Source organism: Paenibacillus sp. MB22_1, from assembly GCF_047200555.1.
Taxonomy (GTDB): domain Bacteria; phylum Bacillota; class Bacilli; order Paenibacillales; family Paenibacillaceae; genus Fontibacillus; species Fontibacillus phoenicis.
Genome location: NZ_JBLADV010000001.1, coordinates 1,868,474 through 1,885,398 on the forward strand (window position 1 = coordinate 1,868,474; position 16,925 = coordinate 1,885,398).

Genomic DNA, 16,925 nt, shown 5'->3' on the forward strand with positions numbered 1-16,925 from the left:
ACATTCGTATACGTTATTTTTGTTATGTATACAAATGTATACTAAGACTAGCAAAAAATCAACTTCTACCAAGCTCATCCAAGCCGTCGTCTTCGAGAACAGCCGCCAGCAAGGCCAGCGTCAGCCCTTGCCCCCAGCCCTGGGCCCATTTCTTATCGATGCCCAGATATCCTTCGATGTCCTTCATCACTGCGGTCCCGCCGGAAACGTTGAGCACCCGCCCACGATCGGTGACGTTCTTGAGCACGCCCTCCAACGCTTTCTGCACATATTTGGCATGCAGCGGATTGCCCTGGATGACCATCGCCGCCGCGATGCCCGCCGTAGCGGACACTTCACCGTAAGCGTCCGGGTAATCCAGCACCGTGCCCCATAAACCGTCCTCGTGCTGTAATTTTTTCAACGCAGCAAGCTGATCGCGCAAAGAGCTCCATATATGCATCATTGGCGGATACAAATAAGCTTCCGGAAAAATCTTGGCCGCACGGGACATCGTGTACGCAGCCCAAGCGTTGGCGCGCCCCCAGTAGATCCCGGACATATGATCTTTGCCGATGTGATTGTACCCATGATACCAGAGCCCGGTGTCCTCGTCCTGCAAGTAATTGATATGCCAGAAGAACTGATGCAGCGCATCATCGATAAGCGGCTTCTCGCCCAGCAGGATACCGGTACGCAGCATAAAATACGCCGCCATAAACAACGTATCTGCCCAGCATTGCTCCGGAAAATCATTGCCCGCAGATACCGTATGCTGAAGCACCCGGTCCCCGAAACGGGGAGCTTGGTTCTGCAGATAGTCGATTTTGCTCAGGATCAGATCGAGATATTTCTGCTCCTTCGTTTGTTCATATAACGTCAGCAGCATATGCCCCATCGCGCAGGAATTTACAGTCCACACCGGAAGTCCGGCGTCGATGTACTCGTCGCACCACTGGGCCATTCGCTCCACATAGGCCTTCTCCCCTGTCGCTTCAAAGGCCCGGCTGATCCCGTAATAAGCCACGCCGCACGGCCAATCCCAGGTCAGGTCCATCCCGAAGGTGTACTCTACGATGCTCCCGGCAATTTGCTTCAACTCGGAAGGGGCTGCCTTCAGTTTCAATCTTTCCATCTCCCTTCGTGTGAACGGCTAACTCTTACTTGTAATTCCCGGCATCAATCGCCGCTTGCTTCTCGTCCAAAATCTCCTGGTATCCGGCATCAAGGTACGTTTTCTTCGCCGCCTCATAGGTGGCATTGAACTCACTCTCCGGCGCGATCGCGATCTTGACATACAGCTCCTGGAACAACGAATTCAGATCCGCTTTATATTCATTTACTTTCTCAAGCACCACGCTAAACAAAGCGTCCGGTGTACGGTACTCCGCATATTTGTCGTAATAAGCTAACGAATCCTTCGCCAAATCTTCATGCCCTGGAGGCGACATGCTGCGGAGATATGCTTCGCGCATTTTTACCGGATCGTCGTATTTCACCGTTTCAACCACAAGGCACCAATAGTCTTTGTTGTTATTTTGCGAGAGGACAGAATCTCCTTTAAAATCCGGATTTTTCACCGCGATGCCATCGGCATCCAGCGTGTAGTTTTGACCCTCCACGCCGTTTTGCAGGAAGAACAGGTTCTCCGGCTGGCTCATCCATTCCAGATACATCCATACCGCTGCGCGTTCCATATCCGAAGATTCATAATTAATGCCCATGATCATCCCAAACGGCCAGTATGCGCGTCCCTGCGGCTTGCGTCCCTCCGGCACCCCGGCTTGCGGGTCCAGTACCGCGAACTCGGCATCCGGATTATTTTTCAAGGTTGAAGTGATCACGTCGGTGTTGCTGGAAAGATAGAAGCTGAAGGTACCGGTTTTTCCTGCCACAAATTCAGCTTTGGCTTTGTTCTCATCATCGCGCAGATAAAATTCTTTATCAATTAAGCCGTTATTGTACTGGTAGTTCAGGTTGCGCAGGTATCGCTCCGTATCCGCAGTGGTCAGATCCGCAACGCCCAAGTCGGAGTAAAGGGCGCGGTACTTCTCGTCAATCGGCCAATCGCGGAACGCGTAGTTGAACGTGTAGTTGTTCTTTTTCAACGTTTCACCGCCGACGCCAAGGCCCGCATCTCGCCATTTGCCCAGCAGTTCATTATATTTTTCAAGGGAAGTCAGATCTTCGACCTTCATGCCCACCTTCTCAACCCAGTCCTTGCGGATCAGCGTCGTGAAGCTGTCCAAGCTGGGGCGTTCACCAAAGAAGAACACGTTCTTCTTATCAACGACCCCGTACTGCTGAATCGTATCCCCCATCGTTTTCCAATACGTCGGTGCATAATGTGCGATTTCGTTCCAATCCAGCTCCTGCATGACGCCTTCGCCGTAGTAGGCCAAAGCCTGAGGCATATCATAATGGAAAATAATATCCGGCGCTTTATGCGAAGCCAGCAGCTGCTCGTAATCCGTCACTTCGTTACTGCGAGTGATCGGAATAAATTTCACGTCAACGTTGTACTTGTCGCCGAATTGTTGTTGAATCCAACGCGTGTAATAGTTGTCAGTTACGTTCCAGCCTTCGAAAGCCCTTTCATAAACCGGAAGCTCAAGCGTGACCCTCTCCGGAAAACCCGTCGAATAATCGGGATACTTGCCATCGGTGTTCGTGTTGGAGGAAGGAGACGGCTCCGTGGTGTTGTTGTCCGAATTGGCGCTCTTGCTGCTGCCTCCCATACAGCCGGACAATAAACCAACGATCATCACCAAACTTAAGATCCAAGTGAACCTTTTACCCATATCGATTCCCCCTAATGAATAGATGGCTACTCCTTAACCGCCCCGAGCATGACCCCCTGGACGAAATACTTCTGGATGAATGGATACACGAACAAGATCGGCAGGGTAGCGAATACAACACACGAGGCTTTGAGTACCTCGGGATTGCTTAACGATACTTGTGTGGCTTCCAGTTGGAAGCTTTCGCTCGCCTGAATGACCAGGTAATACAATTTGAGCTGCAATGGCCGTAAATCCACCCGTTGTTTAATGTAAAAAAGAGCGTCTTGATAAGCGTTCCAGCGACCAACCGCGTAAAACAGCGACAACGTAGCCAGGATCGGCTTGGAGAGCGGGAGCACGATGCTCCACAGGATGCGGAAATGCCCCGCACCGTCGATCCGCGCCGATTCCTCCAGACTGACCGGAATGCTGCTGGAGATCGCCGTCTTCATGATCAGCAGGTTAAAGGCGCTGAACGCCTGCGGCAGAATGAGCGCTGACCACGTATCCAGCATGCCGAGATTGCTAATCAGCATGTATTCGGGAATGATCCCGCCGCTGAAGTACAAGGTGAACATAAAGAGGAAGGTCAACGTCGTGCGGCCCTTCAGTTGCTTACGGGATAAGGGATAAGCTGCACAAACCGTAATGATCATGCCAAGCAGGGTAAACAGCACCGTCACCACCACCGACACGTACAAGGAGCGCAGGATGCTGGCGTCGGCAAAAATTTTACGGTACGCCTCCAAGGTAAACCCTTCGGGCCATAAGAACACCTTGTTCGCAATGACATACGCATCATCGCTTAACGATTTGGCGACGACGTGGAGAAACGGCAGCAGGCATACGAGCGAGGCGAGAACAATAGCGAGATGGATGAGGACATCCCAGATATCATAGCGTTTGCTGCGGCGCAGCGGCAGCGTGTTTGCGGATGCTTTCATGGTTCGCCTCCTTTCTTAGAGCAACCCGTCTTCGCCAAGCTTCTTGGCGACCCGATCGGCCATCAGCACGAGCGCGAGTCCAATGACGGACTGGAACAGCCCCAGCGCGGTGGCGCGGCTGAAGTTCCCGCTCTCAATCCCCCAGCGGTACACCAGAACCGGAATCGTCGTCGTGAATTCCGTGGTCGCTTTATTTTGCAAGGCAAAGATCCGTTCAAAAGATCCTTCCATGACCCGCCCCAAATTCATAATGAGCAGCGTCACGATCGTTGGGCGAATCGAAGGCAGCGTTACATTCCATACTTTCCGCCACCTTCCGGCGCCGTCCACGGTAGCTGCCTCATACAGCTCGGGGTTGATGCCGCTCATGGAGGCCAGATAGATGATCGTTCCCCAGCCCATGCTTTGCCACACGCCAATGGCCAGATAACTGACTAACCAGTTGTAATCTTCTTGCAGGAAGGGAATCCGCGTACCGCCCATCATCGCAATCAGATTATTGATGACGCCGTTACTTTCGCTGAGCAGTTGATATGCGATGGCACCGATAATGATCCAAGACAGGAAGTGCGGCAGATAGAGCAGCGTCTGATTAATCCGTTTGAACTTCACGTTCTTAATTTCATTGAGCAGGATGGCAAGAAGCACGGGAATCGTGAAGCTAAAAACCAGGTCCAGCGTATTCAGCAATAACGTATTACGGACGGCGCGACCGAAGTCGTGTTTTCCGAAGATCTCGGCAAACACTTCAAAGCCCACCCATTCGCTGCCCCAGAACCCCCGGGCGATTTTATAGTCTTTAAAGGCAAGCACAAGCCCGGACATCGGTGCGTATTTGAACAGCAATACAAAGGACAACGGAATCAGTAGCAGCACATAAAGCTCCCAGTCCCGCCGAAGATAAAATGCGGCCCCCCGACCTAACGAAGGGTCCAGCTTTGGCTTGGACTTCACATTTGAAGCGCTTACAAATTTCATAACATTCACCTCCTCGTACATTCTGGCCTGGCTCGTTTCGGACTCGGTTCCATCTCATCTTGCGGTTTAGCGATGGTGAGTTTGTGTCAAATCATACCGCCCCGCCCGGCCGCCGTAAATCATGAGTTTTGATACTAAGCTTCATTTTTGATTCTAAAGCCTGCAAATCGCTTGTTTCCTGCAGCAAAAAGATCAAATTTGATAGGTTGTAGCAAAAATGGAGCTATATGCCTCGGCTCTCTCCGAAGCAATACAGCTCCACCGTATCTATCCCGAGCTCCGCAGCTTGCTTGCCTTGTAACCGCTCGGCGGCATCCCTTCATATTTCCGGAAAAACCGGTTAAAGCTCTGGACGTTCCCGTAACCCACTTCCGCCGCAATCTGCTTCACCGTCATCCCGGACTCCAACAGCAGCTCCTTCGCTTTCTCGATGCGCCGCAGGTTAATGTAATCGATCAAGCTGGTCCCCGTCATCTCGTAAACGATCTTGCGCATATAGGAATAACTGATGCCAATCTCTTTGGCCATCTCCTCAAAGACGATTTCTTCGCAATAATGCGAATCCAAGTAACGAAGAATGCGTTCCCCATACCCCGCATCGCTCTCTGGCTTGCGGGCCAGGTACTGGAGAATATCGCGGTAGAACTCGCGCATATACGCATCCAACTCATCCAAAGTGTCCATGGACGCGATGGAGGAATAGATGTTGCCCCGCCCGGCAAAAATCCGCGTCGGATTGATTTGATTTTCCCGGAGCTGCTTAATCGTAACCCCAACCAACTGATGATATATAAACATGATGTTGTCGTAGGAAATCGACGGGGACGATTGAATTTCCTGACGAATCACCGTTAATTCCTCCATCAGGCGCTCAAGCTCACCCGCAGCCAAGTAATTGAGAATCCGCCTCTCGCTATCCGCGGGATAAAGATAATGCTTGCCGCGCCCACATTCATCCTCCTCGCTCCAGAAGGAGATCCCGCCGCCACCGCTCACCATACGCTGCTTGATGACTTCCATCGCCTCCGCTGCCCGATCCTGAAGCTCGGAGCAGCTCTCCGTCCGGCTGCTAACGCCTACGGTCACGGAATGACCCAGCAAATTGCCTGCATACTGGCTAAGCGTCCCCAGCGCTTCCTTCATCCCTTCGTATCCGCCATCCGCTTCTCCTTCTCCGAAATTGACCACCACGGCGAAGCATCCCTCGCCTTGATAAACACACCGCGCCGATATCCCTGGTGGAAACACAGTTTCGCTATGGGTGACGATCAGATACCGGTGATAGCTGCGGGTTTCCGGGTTCGTCGCGTCCACATAGCTTCGGTACCGGTCAATCGAGAGAACGGCCACCAGGTAATAAGCTTCGGGAAACATCTCTTCGACGTGTTGCACCTCTTCCCCTCGCAGCAAACGGTGAACCGCCAGACTGCGGGCATCCTGCTCCCGTTCCCGCAGAAGCTTATAGAGCTGCTCCTCTTCCTCTTGCATCCGGTTGAAAACCGAGTTGAGGAAGGCCAGTTCATTTTTGTCCGATACCCCCCGGCTGCCGCGGGATCTTACGGTCCTCACCAATTCGCGCAGCGGCTTGGACAGCCAAGTCGCGAGAAACACCGTCAGCACTGAGCCGGCAAATATAACGACAGCCGTCAGCCAAACGATATTGTGCTGCAGCTTATTCGTTTTGGTCATCAGCGCGTCCATGGAATAGACGTTAACATTCCACCAGTCAAACAGCTTGGAATGGGACCACGTATATAACAGCCGCTCCCCGTCCAGCTCATGGAAGGCATACCCTTCCTCCGCTTTGCTCTCCAGAATCTTCTGAATATAAGGTTGATTGCGCCCATCGGTAAGCAGCAGTGACTTATCGTTATGCGATAGGATCGTCCCGTCCGCGTCCAGCAGCATATAACCTTGCTCCCCAGGTTCAGTGGACTGTAAATACGTCCCAATCTGGCTTTCCCGCAAGTTGACTACGATGGTGCCGCGGGTTGTCGTGGACAAGCGGCTGAGCGGCAAGACATAAGATACAACGGTCTCCCCAGTGGCCAGCTTGCGCGGGAACCATACGCCGCTAATCCCTCGGCGCCCGGCCAACGCTTCATCCAGCCAGTCTATCGATTCATAGCGGTCCAGTGTTGTGATGCCCTTGTCGGTTGAGATCACATAATTCGCGTCACTCAGGTAGAAATAAGAGGAATACACCCCGTTCACCCGATGATTCAAATTCACCAGTTCCCGGAGCACGACCAGGGCTTGGCTGACATGTTGATAGTTCTCCTGCAGCTGAGCATAAGTTTCGAACGAACGAATGCGGTCAAATACCCGGTTCGCAGTCAGACGGACCGTATCTTGCGCCAGATTATTTAAGGCCGTTTCATTGAGCCTTCGGTTCGCATCCAGCCCCGCCAGGGAAGATTCTGCAATCGCCTTTTCTGAGTACCGCAAAATCTGCGTACCGCTGTACAACGTCAGAATGATCGCAGGAACCGCCATGACGCAGAACAGGATGATTCCCAACTGAAGCATCATCGGAATCCGTTTCATCTTCCCCTTCATCCCCTCCGAAATGGTCTTTTCCGCAGCAGACTTCTGGGCCAAGGAAATAAAGCGCTTTCATCGCACACTTGGATAAATTATACAACATCGGTGCTCTTAGGGTCTATTTCTATCATCTAAAATCTAATCATTCTCCAAAAAATTAAAAGCCCGCACCCTATAGGTACGAGCCTGATGAATCGGATTTTCACTCGCCGTCCGTGGGGAGGTCGGCTCCTGCGAACCGGGCGTTGCCGGCCACTAACTTGTCTCGATACTCCTGCGGAGACACGCCCTCCAGTTCTTTGAAGACGCGGGAGAAATGACGGGTGTTCTCGAACCCGACGGCATTGCTGATTTCCGACAGCTTCAGCCAACCCTTTCCGAGCAGTTCCTTCGCTTTGCGGATTCTTACTTTTTTCAAGTAGGTCACAAAGCTTTCGCCAGTATACGCCTTAAACGCCTCGCTGAAATAGGAGTAATTCAGGGATACATGGTTGCTGACGATCGCCATGTTCAGTTGCCGGTCGTAATGGCTCTCGATATACGCCACCGCTTCTTTCATATCTCCGTGCTCACTATGAGCGGATCGGATCTCCTTAATGTATTCGTCGAGGTCTGACAACAGCTGCTCCAGCGACCGGAAGTAGTCGTGAAAATGGCAGAAGTTCGACATGTCTCCCACTTTGCGATACAGCTTCAGCACGTCGACGGAGGCTTCGCCGTACACGCGGAACACTTCGTCCAGCACCTCCTCATTCATATGCCGGCTGACCGCTTCCAGGTATGACATATCGATCTCAGGCAACTGGTCAACCCGAAAAATCTCATGGAGGAGCGCTCCTATCTCCTTCTCCCGGTTCGTGCCCAGGATATTGCCCAGCTTACGGATGGCCTCCCTCGGCACGGGATAAGACAACCGCTTCATCTGCAAGTCCTCATACCAGATCAATCGAGTCTTCGGATAAATAAAGGTGTATTTCAGCGATTCGCACGCCTGGTGGTAGCACAACGGCAGATCCGTGAGCCGGCTCCCCTCCTGGCTGACACCGATCAACATCCCGTCAAGTTCCCGTTCTGCCGCCAATAGGGACAAATCCTCAAACTTGCTTCTAGGGCCGCCAACCAGAATCATTCGCCCATCGCGATCCAGCAAGGTAGCGCTGAGAATCCCATCCACGCTTTCAAACATATGCTCGGCAAGCGACTTTAGATCTTCTTTCTTCATGCGACTGCCATCTAAATTTTTGTAAGTCAGGGCCGCAACCGAGAATGGTAAAGCATACTGGTCGAAACCGATTTCGGAACTCCAAATGCCAATATCCTCTTCGCTCAAATCCGTTTGCAGCAAGAGCTCCTGCAAGCGTACCGATTGAACCTGCAGTCGATAGCTTTCCGTCACGGCTAACTGCTCAGCCATTTGCGAACGCTTCGCGATGTTCTCCTCGCACTTGCGCAGCGCGGCAAACAGCTCATCCCGGCGAATCGGCTTGAGCAAATAATCCACCGCCTGATACCGGATCGCAGCTTTGGCGTACCGAAAATCTTCGTATCCACTCAGAATCAGAATCTGTGGTCGACCGTTTTGAATGGCGGGCTGCGGTCCTTCCGATACTTGTTCGATGAGTGCAATGCCATCCATGACGGGCATGCGGATATCTGTAATGATCACATCAGCGCCTTGGGCCTGATACAGCTCAAGGGCTTCTGCCCCCTGAGCTGCCATCGAGATCTCGAATTGTTCCGGGAACTCCCGTTCAATCATCGTTTTTAGCCCAATACGGATATTCTTCTCGTCATCCACGATCAATAGTTTGAATCTCATCTGTGCCAACCCTCCCTGTTAACAGCACCTTCGGCATTATCATCACTACCTCTGTGTACTGTCCTTGATCGCTGAAAACCTTGAGGCCGTATTGTTTACCATAATATAAGCGAATGCGCTCCTGAACATTGCGAAGGCCAATTCCGTATTGATTTGGCGGCTTCGGCGCTAAATTCCCCGGAGCTTTATCCGTAAGGCCGACCTTATCCAGTTCCAGGTTCAATTCGGCCAGCGAATTCTCGTCGACCCCTCTTCCGTTATCCTTGACGACAATTCGAATGTCACTTTGCGGCAATTGCTGCACCTGAATCGAGATGTTCCGCGGCCTCGTCTCATCCCCTTCCCAAGCGTGCTTCACCGCATTTTCGACGATTGGTTGAAGCGACATTTTAAGCATCTCCATATCCAGGAGATCACTCGGAATATCCAGCCGCAGCTCGATCGGTTCATCAAACCGGATATTCATCACATCGATATAATTTTCGATGTGGCGAAGCTCATCCCGCAGCTTGACGTACTCCCCGGACCATTTGAAATTGTACCGCATCATGCCTCCGAGAGAAGTCAGCGCATCCGAGATTTGTCTTTGATTTTCGATCTCGGCCAGCATTTTAATGTTCTCTAACGTATTATACAAAAAATGGGCATCAATCTGATTGTGAAGCGTACGCAGCTCCGCTTCTTTCGTGAGCGCTTCTTTGTATACGGCTTGAGCCACCAGCGTATTAATGGTGTTCATCAGCTTGGAAAAATGATGCGCCAACTCCCCAACCTCGCCGCCGCCGCGGATCGTGATGCCGCTGTAGGCCTCACCGCGCCGGACTTTCTTCATCTCTTCGGTCAGCACGCGGAGATTCTTCAGGATAAACGCATTGAGGATATAAGCAATGACCGTTACCAACGTAATAAATCCGATATTGGCGCCAATCAAAATATTTCGCATATGTGAAATTTCTTTAAACACGCCGTCCATCGAGACGACATTCACCAAATCCGCGTTGATTCGCTCGATGGGCTTGTGCAGCAGCAGAAATGATTTTCCGTTCTCCTTATAATGAATATCCCAAACCCCGGTCTCCTTAAAGCGCATCAGGCGTTCCCGGATCGCCTGCTCCAACCCCGGATTCGCTTGGAGATAGGAGCTCTGAGCGCGGGTAAATATTTGAGCTTTGTTGTCCATCAGCACCATTTGCGATTCACTGTTCGGAGCCGCCGCGTAAGTTCTTGGACTGAACTTTTCGAGCAGCATATCCACCTGCACCATTCCGACATGATGATTTGCCGGAATGCTCATTTCCCGCAGCAGCGACACTTTGGGCGTTGGGGCGGGGGTCTGCCCTTGGTACCGTTCCATGATGTCTGGATCATTGTGCAAAAACGACCAAGACTCCATGCCCTTTAATTCCTTCGCTTCTTGATACCACGGCTCATCCGCTACCCGGTTCTCCCGGAAAAAGATCGGCCAAATTTCGGTTACGTTGCTGCTTGAGAACAGGCGCAAATGCTCCACATTCGGGTTGTAATATTGAATGCGTGTTAGGCTTTTAAAGCTGTGGTTACTGAAATTCACCAGTTCCTCGGTGCCGGGCTCGGTGGTATTCGCTAGATAATCTCGAACTTCGATATCATCATAGGCGACCTGCACCGCCCGTACCATCGATTCAATCTGCGTCTCGATATGCTGGATTTCCATCTCCAGCAACGAGTTGTTCTTGTCCTCGGCATCCCGGATATACATATTGTTGATCAATCCATAGGAATAATAGGACACCAGCGCGCTGGGTCCCAAGATGATAAAGATATACGAAGCGAGCAGGCGGCTCTGAAGTGAGCGGCGCCCAAACCAATACTTAAATGACTCCCACCATGCTGTCCAAGGTTTGCTTCTTCCCATATGCCGAGCGACTCCTTTGAATAAAAGCCCAAAAGCCCGCGAAATGCGGGCATTTTTGGGGCATTAACGATTATTGCATGCCAAGTTTTTTCTTGTTCTCTTCATACTTAGTTTGCTGGAACGCTTGGACTTTGGCAAGCCCCAGATCTTCTTGCTTTTTGATGTAATCCGCCCAGATCTTATCGAATTCAGCCTCGGACGATGCCATCAACAGCTTCGGCAATGTTTTGCCGCGAAGATCCTTGATTTTGCTGAGGATGATGCCTTCTTCCGAGTTTGCCAGCGGATCAAGCAGGTCGAACTCGGATACGCTTATCGTTTTACCGCGAGTCCAGTCTTCCAATTGTTTGTACGGTTCTACCGATTCAGGCTGCCATTGTTGGATAATGTTCGTATCTTGCATCATCCAGAACGTGAAGGAGGAGCCATATTGCTTATCGAAAGCGGAACGATCCTTGTTCATGAGATCGAGGACTTCCGGTTTGAATTGATCTTTCCCGTCAATGGTATCGTAGCTTACGCCTTTTTCACCCAGATACAGGTCTTTCTGTCCTTCCTCACTCATCAGGTACGTCAGGAACTTGATCGCGCGAGCTTTATCCTTCACATCCTTAGAGATCAGGGTGACTGTCCAGCCGGAAATTGAAGGACCATTTAACGTAGGCGGATCCAGTTTGGAGTTAGCCGGACCGTCCACAGCGATGTAAATTTTGTTTGGATCTTGTTGATACAAGGTACCTTGTTGAGCTGCAAAGTCGGTGCGTTGATACAGCATGGCGAAGTAACGGCCTTGCGCAATTTTTTCTTCCATTTGAGCGCGTTTGTCGATGAAGATGTCCTTCGCCAACAAGCCTTCTTCGTTGGCTTTGCGCAGCGTTTTCAACCAAGTAATATATTCCGGATCCGTTTCGCGGTTGTACAGCTTGCCGTCTTTCTCTCTCGGAATCGCCAGGAAGTTCTGCAAATATCCTTCCAGGGAGTCGTTGCCGGAAGCCGTGAACTCATGCAAGCCAAGCGGAATCAGCGGCTGGCCATTCACTTCAGGGAATTTCTCTTGAGCCGCTTTCAGAGCGGCGATGAAGCCTTCCGGAGTCCGCATGTCCGGGCTGCCAATCGCTTCATAGATATCCTTCCGCACGACGAACGTTTGGTTCGATACATATTTGTCGCCGTATTTCTCATAGTCTTTCGGAGAGGAGGAAGAGTTCGGATAACCGTATACATTCCCGTCTGGTTGCGTGTACCAGCCCAGTTTGTCCGGGTCGGCCACCTTGAAGAAGTACGGGTCATATTGTTCGGCCAATTTGTTCAGTGGCTCCACAAGTCCGCCCTCAATCATTTTCTTCACGCCGTCTTCCCACCAGCCCAGCGTAATGAAATCAGGCAGCTTGCCGGAAGCGATCAGCGTGTTCAGCTTCTCGTTCTCATTCCCGGCAGGGACGATGAAGTTGATGTTAACCCCGGTTTTCTTCGTGACGTATTGGGAGGTTGGATCAACGCCCCATTTATTCGGGAACCAAGCAAAGTTCAGGTACCAATCGAAGGTGATGGGGGACGTATCGGATTTCCATCCCGGTTCGTCTGCCGATGGTGTTGCAGCCGGATCGGTGGTGTCCTGCGTGCTGGTATTGTTGCTGTTAGTAGCAGCGTTGTTAGCGCTTTCTTTGCTGTTATTGCTGTTGCCTCCGCAAGCAGCCAGGGACAGGACCATGATGGCCGCCATCAGCAGCATCATCACTTTTTTGGACTTTCTTTTCATGCCCATGCTTTTTACCCCTTTTCTCATTTGATGTGATTCCATTTATGTGCAACTCCAGAGCCGCCGTAATGCGGCTCGGAGGAGTTACCAACTGTGAGATGGCGAATTCGCCAAAGACGGTCTCTTAACCTTTGATCGAACCAATCATCATCCCTTTAACGAAGTAGCGTTGCAGGAACGGATAGGCAAATACGATTGGCAAGGTTGTCACGACCATTGTCGCCAACTTGATCGATTGGGAAGTGACCGTTTTGGTTATCGCACTGCCCTGCACCGCTGTCGTCATGATATTGGAGCTGGACTGGGCCACAACCCGGTACAGGAACGTCTGAATCGGCTGCAGGTTCTCGTTGTTGACATAGATGATCCCCGTAAAATAGTCATTCCACTGATACACCCCGTGGAACAAGGCGATGGTGGCGAGAACAGGCAGCGATACCGGCAGCACGACCCGCAGGAAGACGGTCCAATCGCTTGCTCCATCGATTCGGGCTGCTTCCTCCAGACCATCGGGAATGTCCCGGAAGAAGGTCATGAAGATAATCAGATCGAAGAAACTGAACAACACGGGAATAATATAAACGATAAATTTATCGAGCATATGCAAATCGCGAATGAGGAGGAAGGTTGGAATCAGCCCTCCGGAGAAGATCATCGTGATCGTTCCCATCAAGATATAGAACTTTCCTGCAATCAGGTCTCTGCGAGAGAAAGCGTACGCGACCATCGCAGTAAAGAAGACGTGTGCTATAACCCCAATGACGGTCTTGGCAACCGTGAGTCCCATCGCCGTCATGATGCCGGGATTATCAAAGACCGCTTCGAAGTTCTCAAAGCTGAACTTCCGCGGCCACCAATAAATGCCGCCAAGCATCGCGTCCTTCCCGTCGTTAAAAGCGTTCACCAACACGTACCAAATCGGATATAGCGTGACAAAACATACGACGAGCATGACCAAATTGTTAACTGTATCGAAAACGACATCGCCTTTGGTTCTGCGGCGTAATGAAAACATAAGCAGGTCCCCCTTGGCCTAAAACAACGAAGTGTCGTTGAGTTTTTTGGTTACTTGGTTCGCAATCAGCAGCAGGGCAAGTGCAATCACAGATTTGAACAAATTGATTGCTGTTGAGTACGAATAACGGCCAGAGGATATCCCCGTGTAATAGACATAATAATCGATTACATTACTTGCACTATCGTTCAGTGAGTTACGCAACACCAGGATTTGATCAAAGTTGGAGTTCAGCACACCGCTGACAGCCAGGATGAACAAAATACTGATGGTCGCTTTGATAGCTGGAAGCGTCACATACCACATTTGCTGAAAACGCCCAGCTCCGTCAATGGTTGCCGCTTCGTACATCTCGGGCGAAATGCTCGTAATGGCCGCCAAATAGATAATTGCTGACCATCCCAGCTCCTTCCAGACATCCGAGGTGATGACGATCGTCCAGAAGTACTTCGGCTCCGCCAAGTAGGAGATCGGCTTATCGATAATATGCAAAGCCATAAAGATCTCGTTAATAATCCCTACATCCGACAACCAGGTTGCCAGGATCCCGCCGAGCACAACCCAAGACAGGAAGTGAGGCAGGTAGGAGATCGTTTGGATCGCTTTCTTGTACCGGAGCGAGCGAACTTCGTTCAGGAACAAGGCGAAGATAATCGGCAACGGAAAAGTGAGCAGCTTCAGGAAACTGATCCCCAGCGTATTTTTGATCACATAGCCGAAATTTTCATCGGACAGAAACTCTTTGAAATGTTCCAAACCGACCCATGGAGCTTCTGCAATCGTTCGAATAATGTCGTAGTCCTTGAAAGCGATAATGACACCGTACATTGGAATATAGTTGAAGATGATCATCCAAGCGATGCCGAGCAAAGCCATAATTTGAATATGTCTTTGCGAGTAAAGTTTCTTCAGCCATTTCCGCCTTGACGAGGGCGGCGTTTCTATCTCTTGCATGGCTGCGGGTTGCGTCGACGGCTGCATATCCATCCCCTCTGACCTCCAAGCTGTTCTAGTCTATTAATGTAAGCACTTTCACCTATCTGTATCTATTGTACTTGGGATCGGATCGTAGGGATATGCTCCAGATTTCGTCTCGGTGTATTCGTTTTTCGGCTAAAAATGAAAACCCGTACCGAAAAGTACGGGTTTTCAATGCTTACTTAATAATCAGCTCTTTTGGCTGAACATCGTACGGCTCTCTTTTCCCTAGAAGCACGTCCAGCAATCCCTCATGGGTGGCCTTGATTTCCTGCACAAAAGCTTCATAGGGCCGGTGGCAGACATCCACGATCCCGATTTGGTAGTTCTCCCCGTCGAATCGGCCAAGCGTCGCTTGATCATTCAGAATAAAATAATGCGTACCGACCAAATGCTTCTGACTCGCCGCAAACTCCGTGTAATACCGGTAGGCTTTGCCGCGATCCGCCTGGGTATAGACGCCCTTCAAGCCGGGGCTTAGCAGCCCGACGTCCGGGGCCCCAAAGTGGAACTCCCCGATCATCACCGGCTTCCCGGTCTGTTCATAAATGTACCTGATATCCGCCTCATCCGGTCTGAACTTGTAGCAGTTATAGGTATAGACATCAAAATATTCGCTCCCTTCCAGCACCAGCTCCGACGATATCCAGGCGTACCGGATGCCGAGGTTCAAATGATTCGGGTCTACCCGCTTTAAAGCTTCAGCCGGAACTCGAATAAACTCATGCGCCATCCTGCGGGAAAATTCCAATAGATCCGCATCGGCCGCATCAGTAAATTGATCATAATGAAGTTGCCGGACCCCGCCGAAATCGGCGAGCTCCATCGCCCATGCCTCGCTCAGCGCCTGGGGATCTTCTTGATATTTGTGCTCAAGGTAATGAATCAGCTCCTCCTTGCTGGCAAAAGCATGCGCGCTGCGAAACATTTCCCGCGCCAGGTTCACCCGGTCCCCAAACGCCCAATGCGGTTCGTTGGACATAAAATATCCGATCAGGCAGCGATCTTCCTTAAACGGTTTCAGCTGCGCGGCATACCGCTCCGAGGCCTCCCGGTATTCCTCGCTGAACACATCCGGGAAATCCCGGTACACGGGCACTTCTGTCATCGGAAACTCGGCCAGCGGGATTACATAGGGCAGCTTCGCCCATTGGGCAAAGTTCAGATCCGACCAGTTTCCGATCGTATTAAATCCCCAATCGATTAGCCGGGAGCGGGTCATTTGGCTCCAAGCCTCATCATAATTCTCGCCGAAGGCCCGAATCAAATTGCTGACGGCATAACTATAATATCGCTCCCCCTTCCGCCCCCCTCTCGTTTCGAACGCAGGGCGGAAAGGCCCCTCCTCATCCGGGAGCCACTCGAAACAAGGCTCGATACCGTCGATCCGTCCCGTTTCCCCGGGAGCGACTACATCCAGCCCTTTGCTGTAAAAAGCATACCCGTCCGGGTCCACCAGCCAAGATCTGCCGTCATGCTGCACCACCCGAAAGTATCCCGTCGGTTCAAAGGAAATAGATTTGTACCCTCCGTACACACTATATTCCGGTCCAAAATCCGCTGCCGGACCGGCTTTGGCTTCCTTCCGCAAATATTGAACCAATTCGTCCGCCGAACCCGTTTTGCCGCTCCAGTCCTTCATCTTCAGCTGTCCCAGCTCATCGACGATCGGTTCCACTTCTGCTCCTAGGCTGCAATCGGGCTTCTCGTCCGCCAGATACAAATCATGCAAGATCAAGGAACGATTCGTATAGAAGGGCAGAAAAATCATCTCGAAATGCTGGGCTTGCTCCGGCTCCAAGGCGGCTCCCTGCAGGAACGACTTCAGTTTGCCTGGCGTTCGTTCCAGATAGATGCTTTGGGCATCTAGATGTACGAGATCAAAATAAGTACGAATCCGAATTTGGGGCAAGAAGCCGGTCATGCAATACAAATCCGGCACACCCTGCTCCGAACCGGGGTCACGCTTGGAGAATCCCAGCACCATTTGAAACTCCGTGATCGATTGAACCGTCAGCTCCATCACCAGGTACTGGCCTTTCTTGAACCGCAGGCCGGCAAAATGGAGTCTTCCCCCATCGGGGGAGATTTCGATGACACGCCCGCCTTCTGGAAGCGATTTCAATTTAATGCCGCCGCTTACGTTCACCTGTGTAGGTCTCATGTCTACAGTCGCTCCTTCGGAATGGTCAATTCTTAGAAATTATACGACATTCCGAAGCGCTTCCTGCG

General features: G+C 51.3%; 11 protein-coding genes. All 11 read right to left on the bottom strand.

Annotation, left to right across the window (positions count from 1 at the left end; all coding sequences use genetic code 11):
* Positions 1 to 58: 58 nt before the first annotated feature.
* Complete coding sequence (locus ACL02P_RS08760; RefSeq protein ID WP_412837130.1) at positions 59 to 1,114, bottom strand: glycoside hydrolase family 88/105 protein; 1,056 nt, start codon at positions 1,112 to 1,114, stop codon at positions 59 to 61.
* A gap of 25 nt (positions 1,115 to 1,139) precedes the next feature.
* On the bottom strand, positions 1,140 to 2,780 hold the full coding sequence (locus ACL02P_RS08765; RefSeq protein ID WP_412837131.1) for an ABC transporter substrate-binding protein: 1,641 nt from the start codon (positions 2,778 to 2,780) through the stop codon (positions 1,140 to 1,142).
* A 26-nt stretch (positions 2,781 to 2,806) separates the two neighbouring features.
* Positions 2,807 to 3,706, bottom strand: a complete 900-nt coding sequence (locus tag ACL02P_RS08770) for a carbohydrate ABC transporter permease (RefSeq protein ID WP_085278312.1) — start codon at positions 3,704 to 3,706, stop codon at positions 2,807 to 2,809.
* Between the two features lie 15 nt (positions 3,707 to 3,721).
* Positions 3,722 to 4,684 (bottom strand): ABC transporter permease, encoded by a 963-nt coding sequence (locus ACL02P_RS08775; RefSeq protein WP_085278313.1) that lies wholly within the window; start codon positions 4,682 to 4,684, stop codon positions 3,722 to 3,724.
* A gap of 267 nt (positions 4,685 to 4,951) precedes the next feature.
* Positions 4,952 to 7,231 carry a helix-turn-helix domain-containing protein gene (locus ACL02P_RS08780; RefSeq protein WP_260071298.1) on the bottom strand — a complete coding sequence of 760 codons (2,280 nt, stop codon included), beginning with the start codon at positions 7,229 to 7,231 and terminating at the stop codon, positions 4,952 to 4,954.
* Positions 7,232 to 7,430: 199 nt separating this feature from the next.
* Complete coding sequence (locus tag ACL02P_RS08785; RefSeq protein ID WP_412837132.1) at positions 7,431 to 9,047, bottom strand: response regulator transcription factor; 1,617 nt, start codon at positions 9,045 to 9,047, stop codon at positions 7,431 to 7,433.
* The gene (locus ACL02P_RS08790; protein ID WP_412837133.1) at positions 9,019 to 10,941 is read right to left on the bottom strand and encodes a cache domain-containing sensor histidine kinase; all 1,923 of its coding nucleotides are present in this window, start codon (positions 10,939 to 10,941) and stop codon (positions 9,019 to 9,021) included. The genes ACL02P_RS08785 and ACL02P_RS08790 overlap by 29 nt, the downstream gene beginning before the upstream one ends.
* Positions 10,942 to 11,011: 70 nt before the next feature.
* Positions 11,012 to 12,706 carry an ABC transporter substrate-binding protein gene (locus tag ACL02P_RS08795; protein WP_412837134.1) on the bottom strand — a complete coding sequence of 565 codons (1,695 nt, stop codon included), beginning with the start codon at positions 12,704 to 12,706 and terminating at the stop codon, positions 11,012 to 11,014.
* Between the two features lie 118 nt (positions 12,707 to 12,824).
* The gene (locus ACL02P_RS08800; RefSeq protein WP_412837135.1) at positions 12,825 to 13,715 is read right to left on the bottom strand and encodes a carbohydrate ABC transporter permease; all 891 of its coding nucleotides are present in this window, start codon (positions 13,713 to 13,715) and stop codon (positions 12,825 to 12,827) included.
* Positions 13,716 to 13,733: 18 nt separating this feature from the next.
* Complete coding sequence (locus ACL02P_RS08805; protein ID WP_397376627.1) at positions 13,734 to 14,702, bottom strand: ABC transporter permease; 969 nt, start codon at positions 14,700 to 14,702, stop codon at positions 13,734 to 13,736.
* Positions 14,703 to 14,871: 169 nt separating this feature from the next.
* A complete protein-coding gene (locus ACL02P_RS08810) occupies positions 14,872 to 16,857 on the bottom strand; it encodes a hypothetical protein (protein WP_412837136.1) in 1,986 nt (661 codons plus the stop codon).
* Positions 16,858 to 16,925: the final 68 nt, after the last annotated feature.

Excerpts from the sequence above, each read along its gene's own strand:
- ACL02P_RS08770 (WP_085278312.1), bottom strand. The coding sequence starts at position 3,706 with ATGAAAGCATCCGCAAACACGCTGCCGCTGCGCCGCAGCAAACGCTAT.
- ACL02P_RS08760 (WP_412837130.1), bottom strand. The coding sequence starts at position 1,114 with ATGGAAAGATTGAAACTGAAGGCAGCCCCTTCCGAGTTGAAGCAAATT.
- ACL02P_RS08795 (WP_412837134.1), bottom strand. The coding sequence starts at position 12,706 with ATGGGCATGAAAAGAAAGTCCAAAAAAGTGATGATGCTGCTGATGGCG.
- ACL02P_RS08810 (WP_412837136.1), bottom strand. The coding sequence starts at position 16,857 with ATGAGACCTACACAGGTGAACGTAAGCGGCGGCATTAAATTGAAATCG.
- ACL02P_RS08805 (WP_397376627.1), bottom strand. The coding sequence starts at position 14,702 with ATGGATATGCAGCCGTCGACGCAACCCGCAGCCATGCAAGAGATAGAA.
- ACL02P_RS08775 (WP_085278313.1), bottom strand. The coding sequence starts at position 4,684 with ATGAAATTTGTAAGCGCTTCAAATGTGAAGTCCAAGCCAAAGCTGGAC.
- ACL02P_RS08765 (WP_412837131.1), bottom strand. The coding sequence starts at position 2,780 with ATGGGTAAAAGGTTCACTTGGATCTTAAGTTTGGTGATGATCGTTGGT.
- ACL02P_RS08790 (WP_412837133.1), bottom strand. The coding sequence starts at position 10,941 with ATGGGAAGAAGCAAACCTTGGACAGCATGGTGGGAGTCATTTAAGTAT.
- ACL02P_RS08800 (WP_412837135.1), bottom strand. The coding sequence starts at position 13,715 with ATGTTTTCATTACGCCGCAGAACCAAAGGCGATGTCGTTTTCGATACA.
- ACL02P_RS08780 (WP_260071298.1), bottom strand. The coding sequence starts at position 7,231 with ATGAAACGGATTCCGATGATGCTTCAGTTGGGAATCATCCTGTTCTGC.
- ACL02P_RS08785 (WP_412837132.1), bottom strand. The coding sequence starts at position 9,047 with ATGAGATTCAAACTATTGATCGTGGATGACGAGAAGAATATCCGTATT.